The following is a 22,327-nucleotide window of genomic DNA, read 5'->3' as shown; positions in this document are numbered from 1 at the left end:
GCGCCGAAATCAGAGCCTTCCCTCACCTTGGACTGTTTGCTGACAACGCACTAGCATCAGTTTTGTTACCGGCGAGTAGGTTCCGGCGTACCAGTGGTTACGTGCACCGACTCCTCGGGCGCGACACAGTCATGACACCGCACTCCGAACGGAGAAGACCGTAATGGGTCACTACAAGAGCAACGTCCGCGACCTCGAGTTCAACATGTTCGAGGTCCTGCGTATGAACGAGGCACTCGACGCCGGCGAGTTCGGCGACATGGACACCGAGACCGCCAAGGGCATCCTCTCCGAGGTCGCGACCCTGACCGAGGGCCCTGTCGCGGAGTCCTTCGCCTCCGCCGACCGCAACCCGCCGGTGTTCGACCCCGAGACCCACTCGGTCTCCATCCCGGAGGACTTCAAGAAGTCCTTCAAGGCCTGGTACGACGCCGGCTACTGGTCGATGGGACTGCCGGAGGAGCTCGGCGGGATGCCGGCCCCCCGCGCGATGGTGTGGGCCACCGGCGAGATGATGCTCGGGGCCAACCCGGCGGCGTTCATGTACGGCGCCGGCCCCGCCTTCGCCGCCGTCCTCTACGAGAACGGCACCGAGGAGCAGAAGCAGTGGGCCGCCACCTGCGTCGAGCGCGGCTGGGGAGCGACCATGGTCCTCACCGAGCCCGACGCCGGCTCCGATGTCGGTTCCGGCCGCACGAAGGCGGTCAAGCAGGACGACGGCTCCTGGCACATCGAGGGCGTCAAGCGCTTCATCACCTCGGCCGACTCCGACGACATGTTCGAGAACATCTTCCACCTGGTCCTGGCGCGCCCCGAGGGCGCCGGCCCCGGCACCAAGGGCCTGTCGCTGTTCTTCGTGCCGAAGTTCCACTTCGACTTCGAGAAGAACGAGATGGGCGAGCGCAACGGGGTGTTCGTCACCGGCGTCGAGCACAAGATGGGCCTCAAGGTCTCCACGACCTGCGAACTGACCTTCGGCGGTCACGGCGTGCCCGCCAAGGGCTGGATGGTCGGCGGCGACGAGCTCAACCAGGGCATCCGTCAGATGTTCGATGTCATCGAGCACGCGCGCATGATGGTCGGCACCAAGGCCATCTCCACCCTGTCGACCGGCTACCTCAACGCGCTCGAATTCGCCAAGGAGCGTGTCCAGGGCGGCGACATGACCGAGATGGCCGACAAGACCGCCCCGCGCGTCACCATCACCCACCACCCGGACGTGCGGCGTGCGCTGATCCGCCAGAAGGCGTTCGCCGAGGGTCTGCGCGCGGTGTACATGTACACGGCGGCCCACCAGGACGTCGAGACCGCCGCGCGCGTCTCCGGCGCCGACGGCGAGCTGGCCCATCGGGTCAACGATCTGCTGCTGCCGATCGTCAAGGGCGTCGGTTCCGAGCGCGCCTACGAGCTGCTCACCGAGTCGCTTCAGACGTTCGGCGGGTCGGGCTTCCTGCAGGACTACCCGATCGAGCAGTACATCCGCGACGCCAAGATCGACTCCCTCTACGAGGGCACCACCGCGATCCAGGCACAGGACTTCTTCTTCCGCAAGATCGCCCGTGACCGCGGCACCGCCGTGGGCCACGTGTCGGCGCAGATCAAGCAGTTCCTGGACAGCGACGCGTGCGGCGGCCGACTGGCGGCCGAGCGGGAGCTGCTCGCGACCGCTCTCGCGGACGTCGAGGCCATGATCGGCACGTGCTTCGATCACCTCATGGGTTCGCAGGACGACCCCAAGCGCCTGTACACGGTCGGGTTCGCCTCGGTGCGCGTCCTCATGGCGTTCGGTGACCTCATGATGGGCTGGCGTCTCCTGGTCGGCGCAGAGGTCGCCCTCGGCGCGCTGGACGGGGCGTCCGACGACGACAAGGACTTCTACAACGGCAAGATCGCCGCCGCCCGGTGGTTCGCCAAGAACGAGCTGCCGCTGATCAGCGCCACCCGCGCGATCGTCGCAGACCTCGACAACGAGCTGATGGAGCTGGACGAGTCCGCGTTCTGATCCCCATCTGACGGGCCCTTCCGGGTCCCCACCGTCGATCCGCCGCCCCTGCCCGGGCGGCGGATCGACTCGTTTCGCCGGATGCGGGCAGCCCACCCCCACGAATCGGCTACCCGGATTCCGGATCCGCTATGCCTATGGGAGTAGCGGATCCGGAATCCGGGTAGCGGATTCGGCGCTCTAGTTGCCGGGCACGCCGGGAATGCGGAACTCCGGTAGGCCCGGGATCCGGATCGGGTCACCGGGTCCGGGGAGCGCGGGCGGCGGTGGTGGCGGTGACGAGGTGGGATCGTCGTCCTCGGGAGTCTCGGCCCGGCACACGATCCGGTCTCGCGGCGCGTAGCTCGACGAGACGGTGTCGGTGCTCACGGTGTCGCCGCCGCGCAGGACGACCCGGGTCACGCGGGCGGTGTACCCGTCTGCGCCCGGACTCGGGGTACACCCGGCCGTGCCGACGACCCGGGTCTGGGCCCGCCGGATGTCGGTCCGGGGGGCCGTCGAGACCCTCACCGTGTACTCGGGCGTCCCCCACAGCCGGACCGTCACCGAGTTGCCGCTACCCGATGCATCGATCACCAGGCCGGTGTCCTGGGCGTTTCGGAATCCGACGTCGGCCGAGGCGGTGGCATCGCGGCCCGCCGGGAACGCGTCGCCGTCGACACCGCGGGAGCTGCGGACGAGGTCCTGTGCGCCGGAGTCAAACGCAGCGTTGAACAGGGCGGTGGCGACGGCGTCGGCGGACACGTCTCCGGAGACGGTGCCGGCGACCTCCGCCATGGAGAAACTCCCGCCCGCCGGGATGAAGTGCCCGGCCAGCGAGGCGATCATCGACTGGGCCTGTCCGCTCGCGCTGACGGCCACCGTGAACTGGCCGACGGGCTCGCGGATGCCGGCCCGCTCGGCCTCCGCGGTGGTCAGCTCGGGGTCGCGGCCCACGTAGCCGACGGGGAGCACGCGCGGGCCGTCGACGTCGGTGAGTTGCCCGGGCAGCCGACCGAGCAGCGGGCCCCATTCGACGGTGCGTCCCTGGACCGCGGGCACGATGGTGGCGCTCGACCCGCTGAACTCGAAACTCGCGTCCCTGCCCACCTGCTCGGTCTCCTCCAGGAGCGGGTCCAGGATCCCCTTGGCGGCGTCGGCGTCGAAGCGGGGCTCGAGCACGCCGCCCTCGCGGACGAAGCTGAGGTACTCCCCGATCCGGTCGCGGGGGAAAAGCACCGGCACCGCGCCCGGGTCGTCCGGGTCGACCATCTCGATCTCCCGCTCGGCGGGCTCGGGCCGCTCGCGCCCGGGGGCCGATGGCGGGGCGGGGAGCCTGGTGGTGACGGTGATGGTCGCCGGCTCGGTGCCGTCGTCGCGCATCCGCGAGGCCAGCAGCGTCAGGTCCCGGGAGGCGGCGGGCTCGGCCACGTCCCGGATCAGCGCCCGCACCTGCTCGGCGTCGGTCTCGGTGGGCGTGTAGTCGACGGGCAGGTCCACTCCGTCGTCGTCGAGCCAGTGCTCGAGCACCGCGTCGCGGGAGTTCTCGATCTGTAGGCGCTGCCCGTCGAGCGGGATGGCCGAGCGGACCTGATCCCGGTCGAACCAGATGGCGCCCTCGCGGGGTTCGAAGTCCGCCTGGAGGGCGAGGCGCTCGAGGAAATCGGTCAGCCGGGCGTCCGGGATGACGCTGGCGATCCCGACCTCGGTCGACCACACCACGCTGATCAGCCGCTTCAGCGGGTTGAGGGGCTGTTCACCGCCCCGGTCGAGCGTGCCCTGCCAGTCCACCGACAGGCCGACCGAGTCGGGGTCCAGCGTGGTCGACACGGCCCCGGCGCGCAGATCCACCTCGTCGTCGACCCGCGGTCCGAGCTCGGCGATCAGTCGCTGTTCGGCGTCGGCGGTCCGCATCCCGCCCACCTGGATGCCGGCGACCTCCGTCCCGCGCGGGACCCGGCCGATGCTGTGCACAAGATCGAAGCCGTACAGGACCGCGAGTGCCATGAACAGGCCCACACCGGTGTAGATCCACCGCGACCGCACCCGGTACCGATGTCGGTCGGACGCAGCCGGGAGCGGGCCCGCGCCCTCGATCGCGACGGGGCGTGCCGGGGTGTCGTCATCGTGGGACTCGACCACGCGTCATCCACCTCCTCCCGAGCGGGGGACGGCGGAACCCCGCGGGCCGCCGGCCGGGGACGTCCCCGCCCGAACCACTGTGAACACCACTATGACGGACCGATACCGATGAGTGCAGCCCCCGCGCCGGACGCGGGGGCTGCGCTCATCGGACTCACGGGACGAGCCCGCGGCGAGATGGACGAGGTGCGGGGGTCAGCGCTCCACGATCGCGGTGACGCCCTGGCCGCCCGCGGCGCAGACGGAGATGAGCGCCCGGCCGGAGCCCTTCTGCTCGAGCAGCTTGGCCGCGGCGGCCAGGATGCGGCCGCCGGTGGCGGCGAACGGGTGACCAGCCGCCAGCGACGAGCCGTTGACGTTGAGCTTGGAGCGGTCGATCGACCCCAGGGCCTTGTCCAGGCCCAGGCGCTCGGTGCAGTACTCCTCGGACTCCCACGCGGCCAGGGTGGCCAGCACCTGCGAGGCGAACGCCTCGTGGATCTCGTAGTAGTCGAAGTCCTGCAGGGTCAGGCCGTTGCGGGCCAGCAGCCGCGGCACCGCGTAGGTGGGGGCCATGAGCAGCCCGTCGGGCGTGCGACCGTCGTGGCCGTGGACGAAGTCCACCGAGGCGGTCTCCGAGTCCACCAGGTAGGCGCGGACCGGCAGTTTGTTCTCCTTCGCCCACTCCTCGCTGGCCAGCAGCACGGTGGAGGCGCCGTCGGTCAGCGGGGTGGAGTTGCCGGCCGTCATGGTGGCCTCGGTGCCGTGGGCCTCGGCGTCGCGCTTGCCGAAGACCGGCTTGAGCTTGCCCAGCTTCTCTTCGGAGGAGTCGGGCCGCATGTTGTCGTCGCGGGCCACGCCGAGGTAGGGCGTCACGAGGTCGTCCTGGAAACCGGACTCGTAGGAGGCGGCGAGGTTGTGGTGGCTGGCGACGGCCAGCGCGTCCTGGTCGGCGCGCGTCACCCCCATCTCGCGGGCGGTGATGGCGGCGTGCTCACCCATCGACAGCCCGGTACGCGGCTCGGCGTTCTGCGGCTGCTCGGGCACGAGGCCCTGCGGGCGGATCTCGCCGAGGAGCTTCAGGCGGTCGACGGTGGACTTGGCGGAGCTGACCTTGATGAGGGTCTTGCGCAGGTCGTCGTTCACCGAGAGCGGCGCATCCGAGGTGGTGTCGGTGCCTCCGGCGATGCCGGACTCGATACGCCCGAGGGCGATCGCGTCGGCCACCTGGATCGCGGCGGCCAGGCCGGTGCCGCAGGCCTGCTGGACGTCGTAGGCCGGGCTGGCCGAGTCGAGCACCGAGCCGATCACCGACTCGCGGGTGAGGTTGAAGTCGCGGGAGTGCTTGAGCACGGCGCCGGCGACGACCGACCCGACGCGCTTGCCCTGGAGGTTGTAGCGGCTGGCCAGTCCGTCGATCGCGGCGGTGAGCATGTCCTGGTTGGAGGCGTCCGCGTACTTGCCGTTCGAGCGGGCGAAGGGGATTCGGTTGCCGCCGACGATGGCGACCTTGCGGGGGCTGGTGGTCACGTGTGTCACTCCCGTTGTGTTCTCGGTGTCCGGTGGCCCGAAACGCGGCCCTGCACGTATTGTTACTCAGCAGTAAGTTACTTGTCGACCCGTAGTACCGCACCTCTCCAGGAGATGATCGCCATGGCACAGGGCAACCTCGACCTCTACTCGCAGTTCGTGACCTCGGCCCCGGGGTCGTTCATCGCCGGCAAGGTCGGCCTCCCGCAGCCGGAGCAGCTGCGTCGGTACGAGGCCGGACAGCCCGCCCTGCACGGTCCCGTCCTCATCGGCGGCGAGGGCCGCCTGGCCGAGCCCGTCCGGGAGATGCTGGTCGGCGACTACGAGCTGGCCGCCGCGGGCGCCGAGGGCAAGTTCGCCGGCCTCGTCTTCGACGCCACCTCGCTGCGTCGCCCGGAGGACCTCAAGGCCCTGTTCGAGTTCTTCAACCCGGTCGTCCGCAACGTCGCCGCCAGCGGCCGCATCGTCGTGCTGGGCACCACCCCGGAGGAGACGGGCTCGGTCGAGGAGCGCATCGCCCAGCGCGCGCTCGAGGGCTTCACCCGCTCGCTCGGCAAGGAGATGAAGCGCGGCTCCACCGTCCAGCTCGTGTACGTCTCCCCCGACGCCGACGCGGGAGCCTCCGGGCTCGAGTCCACCCTGCGGTTCATCCTGTCCGGCAAGTCGGCGTACGTCGACGCGCAGGTGTTCCGCGTGGGGGCCGGCTCGGCCACCGCCCCGGCATCGTGGGACCGCCCGCTCGAGGGCAAGCTCGCCGTCGTCACCGGCGCCGCCCGCGGTATCGGCGCCGAGATCGCGGCCGTGCTCTCCCGCGACGGCGCGCACGTGATCTGCTGCGACATCCCGGCCGCCGGAGAGTCGCTGTCCGCCACCGCCAACAAGGTCGGCGGCACCTCGCTGCCGCTGGACGTCACCGCCGCCGACGCCGCCGAGGTCCTGGCCAAGCACGTGACAGAGCGTCACGACGGCCGCGTCGACGTGCTCGTCCACAACGCCGGCATCACCCGTGACAAGACGCTGGCCGGCATGGACAGCGCCCGCTGGGACTCCGTCATGGCCGTCAACCTCATCGCCCCCGAGCGCATCACCGCCGAGCTCGCCGAGAAGGGCGTGCTGGGCGAGGGCTCGCGCGTCGTGGGTGTGTCCTCGATGGCCGGCATCGCCGGTAACCGCGGCCAGACCAACTACGCGGCTTCGAAGGCCGGTGTCATCGGGTTCGTCAACGGCGCCTCGGCCGAGCTGGCCTCGAAGAACGTCACCGTCAACGCCGTGGCGCCGGGCTTCATCGAGACGCAGATGACGGCCGCCATCCCGTTCGCCACCCGCGAGGCCGGCCGTCGCATGAACTCCATGCAGCAGGGCGGTCTGCCGGTCGACGTGGCCGAGACGATCGCCTACTTCGCCAACCCCGCCTCGTCCACGGTCACCAACAACGTGATCCGCGTGTGCGGCCAGTCCCTGCTGGGTGCGTGATCTGACGTGGAGTACACCCGCCTTCCCGCCATCCCCAACCTGCTCGCCCAGTACGGCAAGGCCGCGGTGGGAGCCCTGCCCGTCGTGGGCGGCTCCCGCGACGGCAAGGCCATGCCGTCGAAGGGCGTCGAGGTCGCCGGCGTGCGCGTGGACGTGGCCAACTTGGCCGCCTACGCCCGCGTCTGTGGCCTGCGGCTGACCGACGAGCTGCCGCTGACCTACCCGTTCACCCTGGCGTTCCCGCTGAGCATGCAGCTCATGCTGGATCCGGACTACCCGGTGCCGGCGATGGGGTCGGTGCACCTGACCAACGAGATCGAATCGCGCCGCCCGCTGCGGGTCGGCGACGAGCTCAACATCCGGGCGCACGCCGAGAACCTGCGTGAGCACCCCGCCGGGTTGCTGCTGGACGTGGTCACCGAGATCCGTACCGGTGACGACGACGAGCCCGCCTGGGTGCAACGGTCGGGCCTGCTCTCGAAGCGGCGGACCTCGCTGACCCCGGCCAAGGACGCCCCGCGCCCGCCGAGGCCCGAGCCGCCGACCGCGGCCGAGATCGGCGACCCCACCGTGGTGAAGTCGGTGTCCGAGGCGCAGATCGCGGAGTACGCGGCCGTGTCCGGGGACCGCAATCCCATCCACGTGTCCAAGGTGGGCGCGAAGGCGTTCGGCTTCCCGAACGTCATCGCCCACGGCATGTGGACGGCCGCCACGCTGCTCGGCACGGTCGAGGGCGGGATCCCCGAGCGGGCCCGCTACTCGGTCGAGTTCGGCAAGCCCGTGATCCTGCCGGCCAGGCTGGGCATCTACGCCCGTCGCGGCGGCGCCGGGGATCCCGCCTGGTCGCTGACCGTGCGCAATCCCAAGAAGCTGGGCACCGTGCACGCGACCGCGAGCATCGAGGAGCTCTAGGCCCCACCCGGCACGCGGCCCGACCGGGCTCCGTCGTCGAGAAGAGCGTCCCGCACACCTGCCTCTCGGGCGACGTGTGCGGGACGCTCTTCTCGTCGCCGGGCCGGACCCGCCGGGCCGAGATCCGGTGTCGCGCGGCCCGCGCGTCGAATAGGTTCGGCCGCAGGGAGGGAGCCCTTCCGGATCCCCTCACCCCGGCCCAGGAGTAGCTGTGCACCGCACCGAGTTCCCCCGCCTCCTCGCCCGGCCGGCCGCCCTCGTGGCGGTGGCCGTGGTCGTCACGCTCACCGCCTGCTCGACGACGGGCGACCCGGATGGCACCGACTCCGGTGGCGCCCCGGGCGCCGGCCCAGTCGGGTCGCAGCCCCCCGGGCAACCTGCCACACAGGGCCCCGTCGTCGAGGTGGAGACGGTCGCCGACGGGCTGACGATCCCCTGGGACGTCGTCCGCGACCCCGAGGGCGTCATCGTCACCGGCGAGCGGGGTTCGGGCACCCTGTACGCGATCCGCGGGAGCGGGGAGCGGACCGTTGTCGACGCGGACCTCGGCGAGCTGTACGACCGGGGCGAGAGCGGCCTGATGGGGATGGCACTGTCCGGGGACTTCGCCACCAGCCGCGAGGTGTACACCTGCCATTCCTCGGCCGAGGCGGACGACAACCGCGTCACTTCCTGGACCGCCACCGAGGACTGGTCCGCCCTCGAGTCGCCCCGGGTTCTCGTGGACGGCATCCTGCTGGCCGACCGGGGCCTGCACTCGGGCTGCCGCATCCTGGTCCATCCGGACGGCACTCTGTACATCGGCACGGGCGATGCGTTCACCGGCCCGGCGCCCCAGAACCCCGAGTCGCTCTCGGGCAAGATCCTGCACATCACCCGCGACGGCGAGCCGGCCGACGACACCATCGGCGACTCCCCCGTCCTGACGTACGGCCACCGCAACGTGCAGGGGCTGGCCCTGCGGCCGGACTCCGACCAGATCGTCGCCGCGGAGCACGGGCCGGACGTCGACGACGAGGTGAATCTCGTGCTCGCCGGGTCCAACTACGGATGGGACCCGAACTCCGGCGGCCGGTACGACCAGAACGTACCGATGACCGACACCGGCGACTTCCCCGATGCGGTGGAGGCGGCGTGGCGTTCCGGGGACCCGACCCTCGCTCCGGGCGGGATCGCGTTCCTCGACGACCCCGCGTGGGGCGAGTGGGACGGAGCCCTGGCGGTGGCGATGCTCAAGACCAGCCAGATCGTCCTCATGACGCTGTCCGAGGACGGCACCTCCGTCACCACGACCGCAGCGATCCTGCGAGGAGAACACGGCCGCCTGCGATCGATCACCCCGGAGCCCGGCGGGTCGCTGCTCGTCACCACCTCCAACGGTGGCGGCACGGACAAGGTCCTGCGCGTCCGGCCCGCAGCGGGCTGAGTCACCCGGCCCCGGCCGCGGCCCCGGACCGGTACCGCTGCCCGCTCGTGACCCCTAGCCTGTGGCTCGCATCACTTCTCACACCACAGCAGGGAGCTCTTGGGAGCTCTCCGTGCACGACCGCGCTATATCCCGTTCGTCCCGCACCCGCACCCGCTCCCTCGCAGGGGCCGCCGCCGCTGCCGCCGTCGTCGTCGTCATGCCCGCCGTGGCGTTCGCTCAGAGCAGCCTGCCCGGTGGCTCCTCCGGGTCGCTCGACACCAGTCTGATCCCGCCGGGCGTCCTGTTCCCGCCCGAGGTGGGCAACGGTGCGGGGGACGGCGTCGAGGTGGTGGAGGGTCCGGCGGTCCGCGCCACCACCGTCATGGAGGGGCTCAACATCCCCTGGGACGTGGTCCGCACGCCGGACGGCACCCTCCTCACCGGCGAGCGCGGCGGCCGGATGGTCGTGCAGGAGCCCGGCGCGGAGCAGCGCACGGTGCAGATCGACCTGCCCGGCCTCGTCCGCCAGTCCGAGAGCGGCCTCATGGGCATGGCCGTGGATGCCGGTTTCGAGCAGAACCGTCAGATCCACGTGTGCTGGTCGCGATCGGCCGACGGTGAGAGCGACAACCGGATCACCACCTTCGAGGCCGCCGGGGACTGGTCCGCGCTGACCAAGGTCCGCGACACCCTCACAGGGATCCCGCTGGGCGAGGAGGGCATCCACAGCGGGTGCCGGCTGCTCACCGCCCCGGACGGCACGATCTACGTCGGCACCGGCGACACGTACACGGCCACAGCCCCGCAGTCGCCCGACTCGCTGGCCGGCAAGACACTGCATATCAACCCGGACGGTTCACCCGCGTCGGGCGACTCGGTGGTCCACACGATCGGTCACCGCAATGTCCAGGGGCTGGCCATCGACCTCGACAGCGACCGTCTCTACTCCGCGGAGCACGGGCCGGACGCCCACGACGAGGTCAACCTCCTCCAGCCGGGCGCGAACTACGGCTGGAACCCGAACGTCGACGGACGCTACAACCAGAACGTCCCCATGACCGACACCGAGGAGTTCCCGGACGCGGTCGAGGCCGTCTGGTCGTCCGGGGAGCAGACCCTGGCCCCGTCGGACATCGAGTTCCTGCGGGGATCCGAGTGGGGCGAGTGGGAGGGGGCGCTCGCGATGGCCAACCTCAGGAGCCAGAAGCTCGTCCTCCTCCGACTCAGCGAGGACGGGCGGTCCGTCGTCGACTCCGCGGTGCTCCTCGAGGGCGAGTTCGGTCGCCTGCGGTCCCTGGCGCCCGAGCCCGACGGCTCGCTGCTGGTGACGACCTCCGACGCCGACAATCGCGACTCCGTGTTCAGCATCAGCCCGGCGGCGGGCTGACCGGCCTAGAGCCGTAGGACCTGCCGGGCGGCGTCGGCCAGTGCGATCGCGTAGCCGGCGCCGTGCCCGGCGGAGTGGGTGGCCAGCGGGTGCAGCTGATGCAGCGGGACCCTGTCGCGCCATCCCTCCCGAAGCGGGTGCGCCTCGTCGTACCCGCGGAGGATCTCGTCCGGGTGCGGCGAGCCGAACAGCGCGAGCATCGCGAGGTCGGTCTCGCGGTGGCCGCCGTGCGCGGCGGGGTCGATGAGCACGGCCCCGACGTCGTTCTCTCCGCCGCCCTCCCCTCCGGCCCGCGCCGGGGTCCACAGCACGTTGCCGGTCCACAGGTCGCCGTGGAGGCGCGCGGGGACGTCGCCGGGGTCGTCGAGTTCGCCGGACGCGACGCGGTCGCAGGCCCGCTCGACCACGGCGAGGTCGGCGCCGCCGAGGACACCGAGGTCCACCGCTATCCGGACGAACGGGCGGACCCGCTGCTCGGCGTAGAACTCGCCCCACGACGCGGTGGGCGCACACTCCTGGGGCCGGTTGCCGATGAAGCACCGGCCCGCCCAGCCGTCCGCGGGTGCGCCCCAGGCGGCCGCGCCCGCATCGTGCATCGCCGCCAGCGACCGACCGAACCGCAGAGCCGCCCGCGTCGTCGCGCGACCCGCGGGAATTCTCTCGAGGGTGATCTCGTCGTCGTCGACCTCCTCCACCCGGACCACCCTCGGCCCGCCGGGGGCCGCGGCGAGCCAGGCCAGACCCGCGGCCTCGTGGCGGAAGAAGTCGGGGCCGTGGCGGGAGCCCCTCTTGACGAACACCCGGTCATCCACGTCGATCTCCCCTCGTGTGGCGGCCGAGCAGCGGCCCCGCGAGCGCGGCGATGAGCACGCCGCCCACCAGCATCGGCACGACCGTCCAGCGCATCCCGACATGCTCCGCGATGAGACCGACGAGCGGCGGGGAGGCCAGGAAGCCCAGTCGCAGGACCCAGTTGAGCACCGCCAGGCCCGCGCCGGGAGCCAGGCCGGGCACGGAGTCGGCGGCGACCATCGCACCCGGGATCACGGTGGCGATGCCCCACCCGGCCAGCGCGAATCCCGCGAGCAGGACCATCAGCAGGGCGGGGCCGTCGAGCAGCGACGACGCGACCAGCGCAGCACCCGAGCCCAGCACCACGCACGCTCCGCCCATCCGGCCGACGTGCGCCGCGCCGAACCCCTCGACCAGGCGGTCACCGGTGACGCGACCGACGAGCTGCGTGCCCTGCACCGCGACGAACCCGAGACCCGCCAGGCCGGCGCCCGCTGCCGCGACCTCGCGCAGGTAGAGCGCGGACCAGGTCTGGGCGAAGTCCTCGACGAGGGTGGCGCATCCGGCGAGCACCCCCAGCGCGAGCAGGAGCAGCAGCGCGCGACCGACCGGAACGCGGCGGGAGACGTCCCGGTCGGCGGGAGGGGGCGCCGCGGACGGGGGCGTGGTGTCGAGGTCGCGCCCGGAGTCGTCCTCGGCGACCGGCGGACCCAGCCGGAGGGGAAGTGCGGCCAGCGCGGCGAGCGCACAGACGACTCCCGCCACGATCATCTGCCCCACCACCGGCGTGCCGACGCCCGCGGCCACCGATCCCCCGACCGCGCCGAGCGCCGCACCGAGCGACCACACCGCGTGGAACCGGTTGATCAGCGACCTGCCGTGACGCGACTGCACGCGGATCCCGTGGGCGTTCATCGCCACGTCGGTGATCGCGTCGGTCAGCCCGAACAGCAGCAGCAATCCCGCGAACACCGCCACGACGGGCGAGAAGCCGACGAGTGCCGCGATACCCGACGCCACGACCATCGCCGCGACCGCGACCGCCCCGTCCGAACGCCGCCGGATCAACGCGGGAGTGAGCAGGCCACCGACCAGCGCGCCGGCCGGATAACAGGCCATGGCCAGGCCGAATCCGGCCGCGCCCAAGTCGAGGGCGTTCTTCAGGTCGGGCAGGCGGGGCACGATGGCGCCGAAGATCGCACCGTTGGCGGCGAAGAGCAGGGCGGTCGCTGCGATCGGTCCGCGGGTGGTACCGGTCCCGGTCGTCGCACTCACGACCGCCACACTACGTCCGGCCGGCGCGCCGGTAGCGTTACGCAGCAAGAGCAGCGGACCGGTGAGGGGAGTACGCCCGTGTACGACGTGACGGCGGGGATCGAGACCGAGGACGGCGGTCGGCGCGTGGCGTGCCGGGTGCCGCTGCCCGTGGCGCCCGCGGTGGTGTGGGACGCGGTCGCCACCGGCGAGGGGATCTCCTCCTGGTTCGTGCCGTGCGCGATGGAACCGCAGGTCGGGGGCCGGATCGTGCAGTTCGCCGACCCCGGCGCCCCCGATCCCACGACCGGCCCGGAGGCCGCGGCCGAGGCGATGCTCACCGCGACGGTCGGCGAGATCACCGTCTACACGCCGCCCGCCGGGAGTGTGCCCGGACTGTTCTCCTACGCCGAGCGGGACTGGATGGGCGAGGGCGTCCCGGTTCCGCCGTGGGAGACGTCGTGTGAGGTGGTCGACGACGGCGAGGGCGGCAGCGTGCTCACCCTGCGGTCGGGGTTCGGCTCCGGCGGGCAACTGGCGGAGGAGTCTGTGGATGGCAGTCTCGACGGGTGGGTGCAGGCGCTGACGGTGCTGGCCCACCGGCTGACCCATCGCCCGGCCGACGGGGTGGTGACCGTGGACGCGGCCACCGATCCGGTCGAGGCCACGGTGCCGGAGCTGTGGGCCCGGGTCACGGCGGCGCTCATCGCCCCGGCGTCCGGTGTGGGCGGGAACCCGGGTGACGGCGGCGTGGTCGCCAGGTCCGGTGAGGTGGGCGGCATCGTGGCGACCGGGTCCGAGGCCTCGCGGACGCTCATCCTCTCGGCGCCGGCTGACGGCATGCTCGAGCTGTTCGCCTTCCCCGCCGGCGAGACCCACGAGGACGCCGTCGGCCGGGCCGCGCTGGCGGTGCGGGTGTTCGAGTACGTCGACGCCCCCGGTGGCGACGGCCGACCGCTCGGGGCCGCCGCGGTGGACGTCCCGCCTACCTGGGACGCGCCGCGCTGGCGGGAGTGGCTCAAGGGGCTCGCCCGCGGGTGAGGCGGGTGCCCACGCGCCTGGACGCTGTCGGCGGTGGGCATCGTCGGGGGTGATCGCTGCCGGGGGCGAAACGTCGCGGTCGTATGCGCCGATGTTCTCACCGACCGCAGTACTGTTGCGGGGACGTATCGTGACGGTCCGCGCCAGCGTGACCCGATCGCGAACCGCACACCGACGAGGAGCTACATCCGTATGGCGGATTCCAACGAGACCGTGACCATCGCGACCGGCGAGGGCGCGCCCGGCTCCACCCTGCTGGGTATCGGCGCGTACCGCCCGGAGCGCGTCGTCAGCAACGAGGAGATCTGCGAGACGATCGACTCGACCAGCGAGTGGATCTACGAGCGGTCCGGGATTCTCAACCGTCGTTTCGCGAGCGCAGACGAGTCGATCGTCATGATGTCGACCGAGGCGGCCCGGAAGGCCGTGGCCTCCGCGGGGATCGAACCCGAGCTCGTCGACGCGGTCATCCTGTGCACGTCGACCAACTGGACGCAGGTGCCCCACGCCGCGCCCCAGGTGGCCACGAACCTCGGACGCAACGGCATCGCCGCGTTCGACCTCACCGCCGGCTGTGCCGGGTTCGGGTACGGCCTCGCGGTCGCGACGAACATGATCCGTGGCGGTGCTTCCCGGTACGTCGTGGTGATCGGTGTGGAGAAGATGAGCGACGGCATCGACTTCACCGACCGGAACACCTCGTTCATCTTCGGCGACGGCGCCGGCGCGGTCGTGGTGGGCCCGGCGGAGACCAACGACATCAGCCCGGTGGTCTGGGGCTCCGACGGCGAGCAGGGCAGCGCCATCAGCCAGACCAAGGACTTCAAGGCGTACGTCGACGAGGTCGACTCCGGCGCCGAGGACGTCCGTCAGCCCTTCCTCACCATGAACGGGTCCAAGGTGTTCCGTTGGGCCGCCGTGCAGGTGTCGAAGGTCTGCGCCGAGACGCTGGAGACGGCCGGGGTGACCGCGGAGCAGATCCAGGCGTTCGTCCCGCACCAGGCCAACGGCCGCATCAACTCGGCCATGGCCAAGCACCTGGGCCTGCCCGACACCGTGGCGATCGCCAACGACATCGAGCAGACCGGCAACACCTCGGCGGCCTCGATCCCGCTGGCCATGGAGACCATGCTGCGCGAGGGCCAGTCCAAGCAGGGCGACGTCGCACTGTGCATCGGGTTCGGTGCCGGCCTCTCCTACGCCGGCCAGGTCGTCCGACTCCCGGCGGCCCCGCCCGCCGACTGACGGCCCCGACGCCCCTTCCGAGCCCTCCCGTCGCGTCCGGGAGGGCTCGGGAGGCTCGGGGAGAGACGCCCAACTAGACAGGTGTTCATGGGACAGTGATCCCATGCACACGTCTCCTTCCCGCGCCATGCGCCGCCTGGTCGCCGGCGCCGCCGCTGCCACCGCCGTTCTGCTCACCCCGCTGCTGGTCGCCCCGGTCTCGGCCGCGCCCGCCATCCCAGGCCCCATCGCCCCGCAGGCCTCCCCGCTCGAGCTCGCCGCCGGGTCGGCGCAGACCCTGGGCGGCACCATCGCCGGTCAGGTGACCGGTACCGGGATGGGCCCGACCGTCCTGTCGGGTGCGGGCACCGGCCCGTCCAAGTATGTGGCTCTCGGCGACTCCTACGCGGCCGTCGGGAAGATCGCACCCGGCGCGTGGGGGGCCGGCCCCGTCGCCTGCGTCCGCACGGACGACGCCTATCCCACCGTGGTCGCCCGCGAGCTGGGGGTGGGCACCTTCGTCAACGCCAGCTGCGGCGGCGCTGTGGCCGACGACTTCACTGCCGTCGGCCGCACGGGCGCCCCGCCGCAGTTCGACGCCCTCGACGCCGACACCGACCTGGTGTCCATGACCATCGGCGGCAACGACGTGGGCTTCGCCGCCGTGATCGTGGCGTGTGCGCTGCGGCCCAACACCGCGCCCGAACTGCTTCCGCTCGTCGACGGCGCCACCGCGAGCCTCTCGAAGGGCTTCGACCCCACCGCGGGCTGCGCGGACGTCATCGACCGGCAGGCGGCCCAGGCGCTCCAGGACCTCGACCAGCGGATGGACGCGGTGTACGCCGGGATCGCCGAGCGCGCTCCGCAGGCCCGCGTAGTGACCGTCGGTTACCTGGCCGCGGTGCCCGAGGATGACCGGATCATCGAGCAGTCCCCCGCCTGCGCGCCGTTCATGGCGATCAGCCCGGAGGAGCGGGCCAAGGTCCGCGGCTTCCAGGACAGCATCAACCGCGTCGTCCGCGACGCCGCCGAGCGCAACGGCGCTACTGTCGTCATCCCGGACGAGCCGGGGCACTCGATGTGCACCCCGCCCGAGAACCGCTGGGTCGACTTCACGGGCCTCGAGACCGGCGCGGTGCCGGTCCATCCGACCACCGCCGGCCATGCGCACGTCGCGGATCGGGTGCTCGCCGCGCTGGGCGATGCCTGAGGCCGGTCACGTCACCTGACGTCTGTCCAATTGGGGCCGATTCGGTAACGAAGCGGCGTCGATGAGAGAACATTGATCCCATGCTCACCACTCCTCGGCGTCGCTTCGCCGGTTCCCGCACCCTCACCGCATCCCTCGCCCTGGCCGCCACTGTCGCGCTCGGGGGCTCTCCCCTGGCCAACGCCCAGTCCACCACTCAAGCCGACGGAGCGATCGCCGTCAGTTCGCTCGGGTCGACAACCGACGCCCCCGGCAGCATGACCGGCTCCCTTGGATCGCTCGCCACCCCGGCCTACGCCGAGTACGTGGCGCTCGGCGATTCCTATGCCGCGTTCGGCGATCAGAGCATCATCCAGACCGGAGCGGCTGCGGCGACGTGCATGCGGAGCATGACGAACTACCCGACCTGGCTCGCGACCAATCCGTCAATCGGCGCCGTCACGGACGTCTCCTGCGGTGGCGCCGTCACTGAGGACATCTCCAGCGCGCAGGCGCAGAACGTTCCCCCGCAGGTCGACGCGCTGAGCTCGGACACGGACCTGATCACTCTGTCGATCGGCGGAAATGACGTGGGCTTCGGCACGATCGTCGGCTGCATCACGCGCCAGGGTCCGTTCTCCGACCTGCCGGGGACGTCCACATGCGAGTCCCAGATCGGCGACATGGTCGACGCCGACATCGCCGAGGTCTTCGGGGTCGACGGCCCGGTCGATGATGTCTACGACACGATCGCCGGGGCTGCCCCGGACGCGACCGTCATCGCCACCCAGTACCTGCCCCTCATGCCAGCGGAGGGGACGAGCTGCGAATTCACCGATGGGCTCAATCCGGCAGATGTGGCGTGGGCTCGCGGGGTCGCCGAGGCCATCAACGACGCCGTCGACGTCGCCGCCGACCGCAATGGGCACATCTCGGTCCTGCCCACTGACAGCGTCGACCGCAGCGCCTGCGCAGCTCCTGAGGTTCGCTGGACCGACTTCCGGGGCGGGCTCCCGACCATGGCGGCCCCGTTCCACCCCACGAAACTCGGCCAGCAGGCCATGGCGCAGGCGATCGCTGCCGCCATCTGACCGCCGCCACCCCGATACGGCCACAGCCGCCCGCCGGCATGGCGTCTCGCGCGCACCGAAGCGCGCGCCGGACGCCACGCCCGGGGGCGGCTGCGGCGTTGGGGGCGCCCGTCACCCCTCGAACAGCCCCTGCCCCACGTACCCGCCCTCCGGTGCACCGGGCGGGAGCGCGAACACCGCCGACCCGATGGGGATGGTCCACGTGTTGAGCGCGTCCTGCTCGGCGAGCCGCCGCTGGATGGGGATGTACGTCCGCACCGGATCGGCCTGGTACGCGGTGAACAGCAGACCGGAGTTGCTGATCTCGCCGCCTTCCGGCGGGTCGTCGTAGTTGTACGGCCGCCGCAGCATGGCCTCGCTCCGGTCGAGCTGCCGCGCCCGGGCGATGTGGGACTCCGGCGGGATCACCGGAAGGCCCACCTCGTCGACCGCGTCGAAGTCGGCCGGGTCGTGCTCGTGCACCCCGGTCAGCGGGGCGCCGGTGTCGAGCCGCCGGCCGACGCTCAGCTCGCGTGAGGTGCGATCGATCTCCTCCCACGTGTCCATCGTCATGCGGATCCGACGCAGCACGAGCGAGGACCCACCCCGCATCCACCGCTGGACCTGCCCGTCAGACGAGGTGCCATCGGTGAACAGGACCTGATCGAAGTCCACGTCCTGCTCGGTGGGGTTGACGGTGCCGTCGACCTGCCCGAACAGATTGCGCTGGGTCCGCCCGGTCGGGTCGGTGCCGACGGCTTTGCGGAAGCCCCGCTGCACCCACTTCTGTCGCGCGACCCCCCGCACGCCGGAGGCCAACACCCGCGCGGCGTGGGACACGATCAGCGGATCGTCGGCGCAGATCTGCAGCAGCAGGTCCCCGCCGGACCACCGGTCCTCGAGTCGGTCGATCTGCGGGAACGCCGGCAACTGAGCGAGCCACGCGGGACGCTTGTCCGGCATCCCGATCGCGTCGAACAGCCCGGGCCCGAACCCGATGGTCACCGTGAGCCGCGCCGGATCCTCGGCGAGTTCGGGTTCGAGGTCCGCGAGTCCGCCTCGCCCCCGGGTGAGCCGGGCGGCGTCCTGGGACCACGCTCGCAGGACTCCCTGGATCTCCGTGCGGGTCGCCCCCGGGACGATGTCGAACGCCACGAACGCGGCATGCGATTGCGGTCGCGTGGTGATGCCGGCCTGGTGCGGGCCGTGGAACGGTTCGGTGGCGGCCCCAACGACCCGTGAGTCGGCGACCGCCGCCCAGTCTCGGATCACCTCGTCGTCGTCGACGACACCTCGACCCACGTACCCGGCGGCACCGCCCATGGCAGCCCCACCGACGACGCCGGCACCCACCGCCGCGACGCCGCCGCCGAGCACCGACCGCCGGGACAGACCGCGACGGGCCTGCTCAGCCATCGTGGCTCGTGCCCCCGCTCATCTCGCCGTGACCGCCGCCGACGTACTCCTCTTCCCCGCCCTGGAAGTCGCGGGCGGAGACGGTGACGTCCTGCTCGGCGCCGTCGAACTCGAGGGTGAGGGTGATCTGCTGGCCGGTGGTGATGGGGCGCCCCAGCTCCATGAGCATGATGTGGTTGCCGCCGGGCTCCAGGACGAGCTCACCGCCGGCGGGGATCACGAAGCCGTCCTCGCGTTCCTGCATCATCATCCCGCTGCCACCGGGGACGGTCTCGTGCAGTCCGGCGCTGCCGCCGAGATCGCTCTCGACACCGATCAGGTGCAGGTCGGTGTCGCCGGGGTTGGTGATGGTGCCGAAGACGCCGGTCATCTCCGTGCCGGTGGCCTTGGCCCATCCGTCGTCGAAGGTGACGGTCGTGGAGGCTGCGGAGTCGGCGGTGTCGGCCGCGGCGGCGGGAGTGGCGGCGGTCGTGGTGTCGGTGTCGTTGGTCGCGCAGGCGGTGGTGGTGAGGGCGAGCGCGAGTGCGGAGGCCGCGACGAAGGCGGCACGGGTGTGGGTACGCATGGTGTGGGAGTCCTCGGTGTGGTGTGTGTGATCGCCCGGCAGCGCGGGGCGCGTACCGGTGCGGGTGGTCGTCACACGGCCACGGGCGGCGCGCGGGTTCCCCCGCGGGCCAGGAGGAACCGTCCGCGGGGGGTGTCGGCGTCGTAGGACGCCAGGAGTCGGGCGACGACGACGAGGTGGGCCGTCTCCACCATGGGCGGTATCCGAGCCGCCAGCCAGGACAGGGTCCCGGAGAGGATCGCGACGAGCGCGAGCGTGACGGCGATCGCTGCCAGGTGGGCGCCCAGCATTCCCGGGGTGAGTAGTGCTGCCGCGGAGGATGCCGGGGCGGGGCCGACTCCGTCCATCGCGGCCCGGAGCGCTACGGGGTCGGTGGTGTGGTGGCCGAGTGCCCCGGTCGTGCCGGCTGTGCCGTGCGTGTGCCCGCTGGCCAGCACGAGGTGGACGAGCCCCTGTCCCGCGATTAGGCCGGCCGCGGCGGTGAGGACGGGGGCCCGGCGGCGGGCGACGGCGGCGGTCACCACTCCGACCCCGGCGCTCGCGGACGCGACGGAGAGAATCTGGCCAACCGTGGGCGGACCCGCGAGCGCGCCGGCGGCGAGTCCGTGGGCGCTGATGCCGAACACACCGCTGACCAGCGCCACCACGATGCCGACGACCGCGGTCACCGCGGGCGGGACCTCGGCGCGGAGGCGGTCGGCGGACATGCCCCGATTCTATGCCCCGGGGGGTGTGGCGGGCTATCCGGAGGTGGCGCCCTCGGTGGTGGTGACGATGCGGGCGCGTTCCTCGTCGGCGAGCCCGGCGTCGATCCGGGCGAGCATGTGGGGTCGCATCTCTGGCAGGTCGTCGACGGCAAACCAACGGACGTCGGCGTTCTCGCCGTCGGCCGGGTGGGGGTCGCCGCCGAGGTAGGTGCAGGCGAAGGTGTGGTCGATGTACTGGGCTTGGTCGCCGTTGTCGTAGGTGACCATGCGGGAGACGCCGATGGAGGCGACGCGGTCGACGCGGATGCTCACGGCGGCTTCTTCGTGGGCCTCGCGGACGGCGGCGTCGGCGGGGTGTTCGCCGGGGTCGACGATGCCGGTGACGGGGGTCCACCAGCCGTTGTCGCTGCGCCGGACCAGGAGCACGCGGGCTGCGTCGGGGTCCCGGATGACGGCGGTCGCTCCGGCCAGCCACAGCGGGGCGGTGCCCACGTGCTTGCGGAGTTCGAGGACGAAGTCGGGGGTGGCCATGTCCGAGAGCGTATCCGCGGGGCCGAAATGGCGGATCCCCCGCCGACCGTGTGGTCGACGGGGGATCGCCGGAGTGCTATCCGGTTGCTGACTCAGTCAGCGTGGATGGGGCAGAACCTCAGTTCTGCTCCTCCTCGGGCTCGCACTCATCCTGCTCCATGGAGCCGTTGCTCTTGAGGAAGTCGATGGCCTCCGGGGGGAGGTTGCAGACGAGGCCCACGTTGATCTCGGGCAGCGGCGGGAGGTTGACGCCACCGGAGACGGCGAGGCCGATGCCAATGCCGGCAGCAGCGAGCGAGCCGACAGCCAGGACGGTGCCGGCGTCGGAGCCGTTGATGTTCGTGACCGAGTCACCGGTCTTGGATCCGCTCAGCGAATCCGACTTGAGGGAATCCGACTTCAGCGAGTCACTCTTGAGAGAGTCCGACTTCAGCGAGTCACTCTTCAGCGAATCCGACTTGAGGGAGTCAGACTCCAACGAGCCGACGAGCTTTCCATCTTGGTCCAACGATCCCAGGGTGAGGGCGATCGCGGCGAGAGATCCCGTCGGGTTGCCGTCCTCGCCGATAGAGCCCGTCTTGAGCGAATCCGACTTCAGCGAATCCGACTTCAGCGAATCCGACTTGACGGAATCCGACTTGACGGAATCCGACTTGACGGAATCCGACTTCAGCGAATCCGACTTGACGGAATCCGACTTCAGCGAGTCACTCTTGAGAGAGTCCGACTTCAGCGAGTCACTCTTGAGAGAGTCCGACTTCAGCGAGTCACTCTTCAGCGAATCCGACTTGAGGGAATCCGACTTCAGCGAGTCACTCTTCAGCGAGTCACTCTTCAGCGAGTCACTCTTCAGCGAGTCACTCTTGAGGGAGTCCGACTTCAGCGAGTCACTCTTGAGAGAGTCCGACTTCAGCGAGTCACTCTTCAGCGAATCCGACTTGAGGGAGTCAGACTCCAACGAGCCGACGAGCTTTCCATCTTGGTCCAACGATCCCAGGGTGAGGGCGATCGCGGCGAGAGATCCCGTCGGGTTGCCGTCCTCGCCGATAGAGCCCGTCTTGAGCGAATCCGACTTCAGCGAATCCGACTTCAGCGAATCCGACTTGACGGAATCCGACTTGACGGAATCCGACTTCAGCGAATCCGACTTGACGGAATCCGACTTCAGCGAATCCGACTTGACGGAATCCGACTTCAGCGAATCCGACTTGAGGGAATCCGTCTTCAGCGAGTCACTCTTCAGCGAATCCGACTTCAGCGAATCCGTATCCGGAGCGGTCCCCAGCGAATCGGAGGACAGCGTGGGCAGCTTGGAAGATTCCCCACCGGACGAATCGGCTCCAGCATTGATGGCGAGGCCGAGGGCGGCCGAGCCAACCACTGCACCAACGCCGAGACCGAGCTCAACGCTCTGCGCGTTGGCGACGCCCGGCATGGACCCGAGCGCTAGTCCGGAGGCCGCGATGACCGCGAGCATCCGCTTCGAGTTCTTCATAGGAAATGCCTTCCTGTTGTCGTTGACGACGCGGCGATTCGGAATCTCCCCCTGCTCGCCGGCCCGGCACGTGGCCTTGACCACCCGCCGTTCGATCGTGTCATCACCTTATCGAGGTAATACTCAGGGCTGTTACACCACGTTCGTACATGACACAGCAACACACCGACGATGGGCAGTCGGCCAACCGCGCAGCTAGACGCGATAGCGGACGTCCCCCAGGCGTTCTCC

At 71.0% G+C, this 22,327-nt stretch carries 18 protein-coding genes and 1 pseudogene; 11 read left to right on the top strand and 8 right to left on the bottom strand.

Annotation, left to right across the window (positions count from 1 at the left end; translation table 11 throughout):
* The first annotated feature begins 163 nt into the window (after positions 1 to 163).
* Positions 164 to 2,002 carry an acyl-CoA dehydrogenase gene (locus tag CK206_RS13450; RefSeq protein WP_067719508.1) on the top strand — a complete coding sequence of 613 codons (1,839 nt, stop codon included), beginning with the start codon at positions 164 to 166 and terminating at the stop codon, positions 2,000 to 2,002.
* 180 nt (positions 2,003 to 2,182) lie between these two features.
* Here the strand turns inward: CK206_RS13450 and CK206_RS13445 are convergent, their stop codons facing one another.
* Both CK206_RS13445 and CK206_RS13440 read right to left on the bottom strand, forming a co-directional pair.
* A complete protein-coding gene (locus CK206_RS13445) occupies positions 2,183 to 4,123 on the bottom strand; it encodes a VanW family protein (RefSeq protein WP_096906692.1) in 1,941 nt (646 codons plus the stop codon).
* 195 nt (positions 4,124 to 4,318) lie between these two features.
* Complete coding sequence (locus CK206_RS13440) at positions 4,319 to 5,632, bottom strand: acetyl-CoA C-acetyltransferase (RefSeq protein WP_067717232.1); 1,314 nt, start codon at positions 5,630 to 5,632, stop codon at positions 4,319 to 4,321.
* A gap of 123 nt (positions 5,633 to 5,755) precedes the next feature.
* On the opposite strand from CK206_RS13440, the gene CK206_RS13435 reads away from it, so the two are divergent.
* The 4 genes from CK206_RS13435 (at position 5,756) to CK206_RS13420 (ending at position 10,812) form a co-directional block, all read left to right on the top strand.
* Entirely contained in the window at positions 5,756 to 7,105 is a 1,350-nt protein-coding gene (locus CK206_RS13435) for a 3-oxoacyl-ACP reductase (protein WP_067717281.1), read from the top strand.
* A gap of 6 nt (positions 7,106 to 7,111) precedes the next feature.
* Complete coding sequence (locus CK206_RS13430; RefSeq protein ID WP_067717235.1) at positions 7,112 to 8,017, top strand: MaoC/PaaZ C-terminal domain-containing protein; 906 nt, start codon at positions 7,112 to 7,114, stop codon at positions 8,015 to 8,017.
* A gap of 211 nt (positions 8,018 to 8,228) precedes the next feature.
* Positions 8,229 to 9,443, top strand: coding sequence for a sorbosone dehydrogenase family protein (locus CK206_RS13425; RefSeq protein ID WP_096906691.1), 1,215 nt, complete (start codon positions 8,229 to 8,231; stop codon positions 9,441 to 9,443).
* A gap of 112 nt (positions 9,444 to 9,555) precedes the next feature.
* Positions 9,556 to 10,812 carry a sorbosone dehydrogenase family protein gene (locus tag CK206_RS13420; protein WP_254050584.1) on the top strand — a complete coding sequence of 419 codons (1,257 nt, stop codon included), beginning with the start codon at positions 9,556 to 9,558 and terminating at the stop codon, positions 10,810 to 10,812.
* A 5-nt stretch (positions 10,813 to 10,817) separates the two neighbouring features.
* Here CK206_RS13420 and CK206_RS13415 read toward each other — a convergent pair whose 3' ends face one another.
* Together CK206_RS13415 and CK206_RS13410 are read right to left on the bottom strand one after the other, a co-directional pair.
* The gene (locus CK206_RS13415) at positions 10,818 to 11,624 is read right to left on the bottom strand and encodes a fructosamine kinase family protein (protein WP_254050583.1); all 807 of its coding nucleotides are present in this window, start codon (positions 11,622 to 11,624) and stop codon (positions 10,818 to 10,820) included.
* Positions 11,617 to 12,879, bottom strand: coding sequence for an MFS transporter (locus CK206_RS13410; protein ID WP_254050582.1), 1,263 nt, complete (start codon positions 12,877 to 12,879; stop codon positions 11,617 to 11,619). The genes CK206_RS13415 and CK206_RS13410 overlap by 8 nt, the downstream gene beginning before the upstream one ends.
* Before the next feature lie 78 nt (positions 12,880 to 12,957).
* On the opposite strand from CK206_RS13410, the gene CK206_RS13405 reads away from it, so the two are divergent.
* From CK206_RS13405 to CK206_RS13390, 4 genes are all read left to right on the top strand, one after another.
* Positions 12,958 to 13,899 (top strand): SRPBCC domain-containing protein, encoded by a 942-nt coding sequence (locus CK206_RS13405; RefSeq protein ID WP_096906688.1) that lies wholly within the window; start codon positions 12,958 to 12,960, stop codon positions 13,897 to 13,899.
* Between the two features lie 192 nt (positions 13,900 to 14,091).
* A complete protein-coding gene (locus tag CK206_RS13400; protein WP_096906687.1) occupies positions 14,092 to 15,144 on the top strand; it encodes a beta-ketoacyl-ACP synthase III in 1,053 nt (350 codons plus the stop codon).
* Positions 15,145 to 15,247: 103 nt separating this feature from the next.
* Positions 15,248 to 16,333, top strand: a complete 1,086-nt coding sequence (locus tag CK206_RS13395) for an SGNH/GDSL hydrolase family protein (RefSeq protein ID WP_096906686.1) — start codon at positions 15,248 to 15,250, stop codon at positions 16,331 to 16,333.
* Between the two features lie 80 nt (positions 16,334 to 16,413).
* Positions 16,414 to 17,403, top strand: coding sequence for an SGNH/GDSL hydrolase family protein (locus tag CK206_RS13390; protein WP_096906685.1), 990 nt, complete (start codon positions 16,414 to 16,416; stop codon positions 17,401 to 17,403).
* 111 nt (positions 17,404 to 17,514) lie between these two features.
* Here CK206_RS13390 and CK206_RS13385 read toward each other — a convergent pair whose 3' ends face one another.
* The 4 genes from CK206_RS13385 to CK206_RS13370 form a co-directional block, all read right to left on the bottom strand.
* Complete coding sequence (locus CK206_RS13385; protein ID WP_096906684.1) at positions 17,515 to 18,798, bottom strand: Dyp-type peroxidase; 1,284 nt, start codon at positions 18,796 to 18,798, stop codon at positions 17,515 to 17,517.
* Entirely contained in the window at positions 18,791 to 19,363 is a 573-nt protein-coding gene (locus tag CK206_RS13380; protein ID WP_240341372.1) for a copper chaperone PCu(A)C, read from the bottom strand. The genes CK206_RS13385 and CK206_RS13380 overlap by 8 nt, the downstream gene beginning before the upstream one ends.
* 71 nt (positions 19,364 to 19,434) lie before the next feature.
* Positions 19,435 to 20,070 carry a hypothetical protein gene (locus tag CK206_RS13375; protein ID WP_173674792.1) on the bottom strand — a complete coding sequence of 212 codons (636 nt, stop codon included), beginning with the start codon at positions 20,068 to 20,070 and terminating at the stop codon, positions 19,435 to 19,437.
* A gap of 33 nt (positions 20,071 to 20,103) precedes the next feature.
* Positions 20,104 to 20,601 carry an NUDIX domain-containing protein gene (locus tag CK206_RS13370; protein ID WP_096906682.1) on the bottom strand — a complete coding sequence of 166 codons (498 nt, stop codon included), beginning with the start codon at positions 20,599 to 20,601 and terminating at the stop codon, positions 20,104 to 20,106.
* Between the two features lie 158 nt (positions 20,602 to 20,759).
* On the opposite strand from CK206_RS13370, the pseudogene CK206_RS20780 reads away from it, so the two are divergent.
* Positions 20,760 to 21,494 (top strand): annotated as a pseudogene (locus CK206_RS20780) (pentapeptide repeat-containing protein); the annotation flags it as partial.
* A 105-nt stretch (positions 21,495 to 21,599) separates the two neighbouring features.
* On the top strand, positions 21,600 to 22,295 hold the full coding sequence (locus CK206_RS20775) for a pentapeptide repeat-containing protein (protein ID WP_371607096.1): 696 nt from the start codon (positions 21,600 to 21,602) through the stop codon (positions 22,293 to 22,295).
* Positions 22,296 to 22,327: the final 32 nt, after the last annotated feature.

It is taken from the genome of Dietzia sp. WMMA184 (assembly GCF_002441635.1).
Taxonomy (GTDB): domain Bacteria; phylum Actinomycetota; class Actinomycetes; order Mycobacteriales; family Mycobacteriaceae; genus Dietzia; species Dietzia kunjamensis.
Note: the sequence above shows the minus strand (reverse complement) of the source record. Positions and strands in the feature narration are given on the sequence as shown.

Coding starts and splice junctions, on each gene's coding strand:
- CK206_RS13385 (WP_096906684.1), bottom strand. CDS start 18,798: ATGGCTGAGCAGGCCCGTCGCGGTCTGTCCCGGCGGTCGGTGCTCGGC.
- CK206_RS13400 (WP_096906687.1), top strand. CDS start 14,092: ATGGCGGATTCCAACGAGACCGTGACCATCGCGACCGGCGAGGGCGCG.
- CK206_RS13380 (WP_240341372.1), bottom strand. CDS start 19,363: ATGCGTACCCACACCCGTGCCGCCTTCGTCGCGGCCTCCGCACTCGCG.
- CK206_RS13450 (WP_067719508.1), top strand. CDS start 164: ATGGGTCACTACAAGAGCAACGTCCGCGACCTCGAGTTCAACATGTTC.
- CK206_RS13375 (WP_173674792.1), bottom strand. CDS start 20,070: ATGTCCGCCGACCGCCTCCGCGCCGAGGTCCCGCCCGCGGTGACCGCG.
- CK206_RS13395 (WP_096906686.1), top strand. CDS start 15,248: ATGCACACGTCTCCTTCCCGCGCCATGCGCCGCCTGGTCGCCGGCGCC.
- CK206_RS13370 (WP_096906682.1), bottom strand. CDS start 20,601: ATGGCCACCCCCGACTTCGTCCTCGAACTCCGCAAGCACGTGGGCACC.
- CK206_RS13435 (WP_067717281.1), top strand. CDS start 5,756: ATGGCACAGGGCAACCTCGACCTCTACTCGCAGTTCGTGACCTCGGCC.
- CK206_RS13390 (WP_096906685.1), top strand. CDS start 16,414: ATGCTCACCACTCCTCGGCGTCGCTTCGCCGGTTCCCGCACCCTCACC.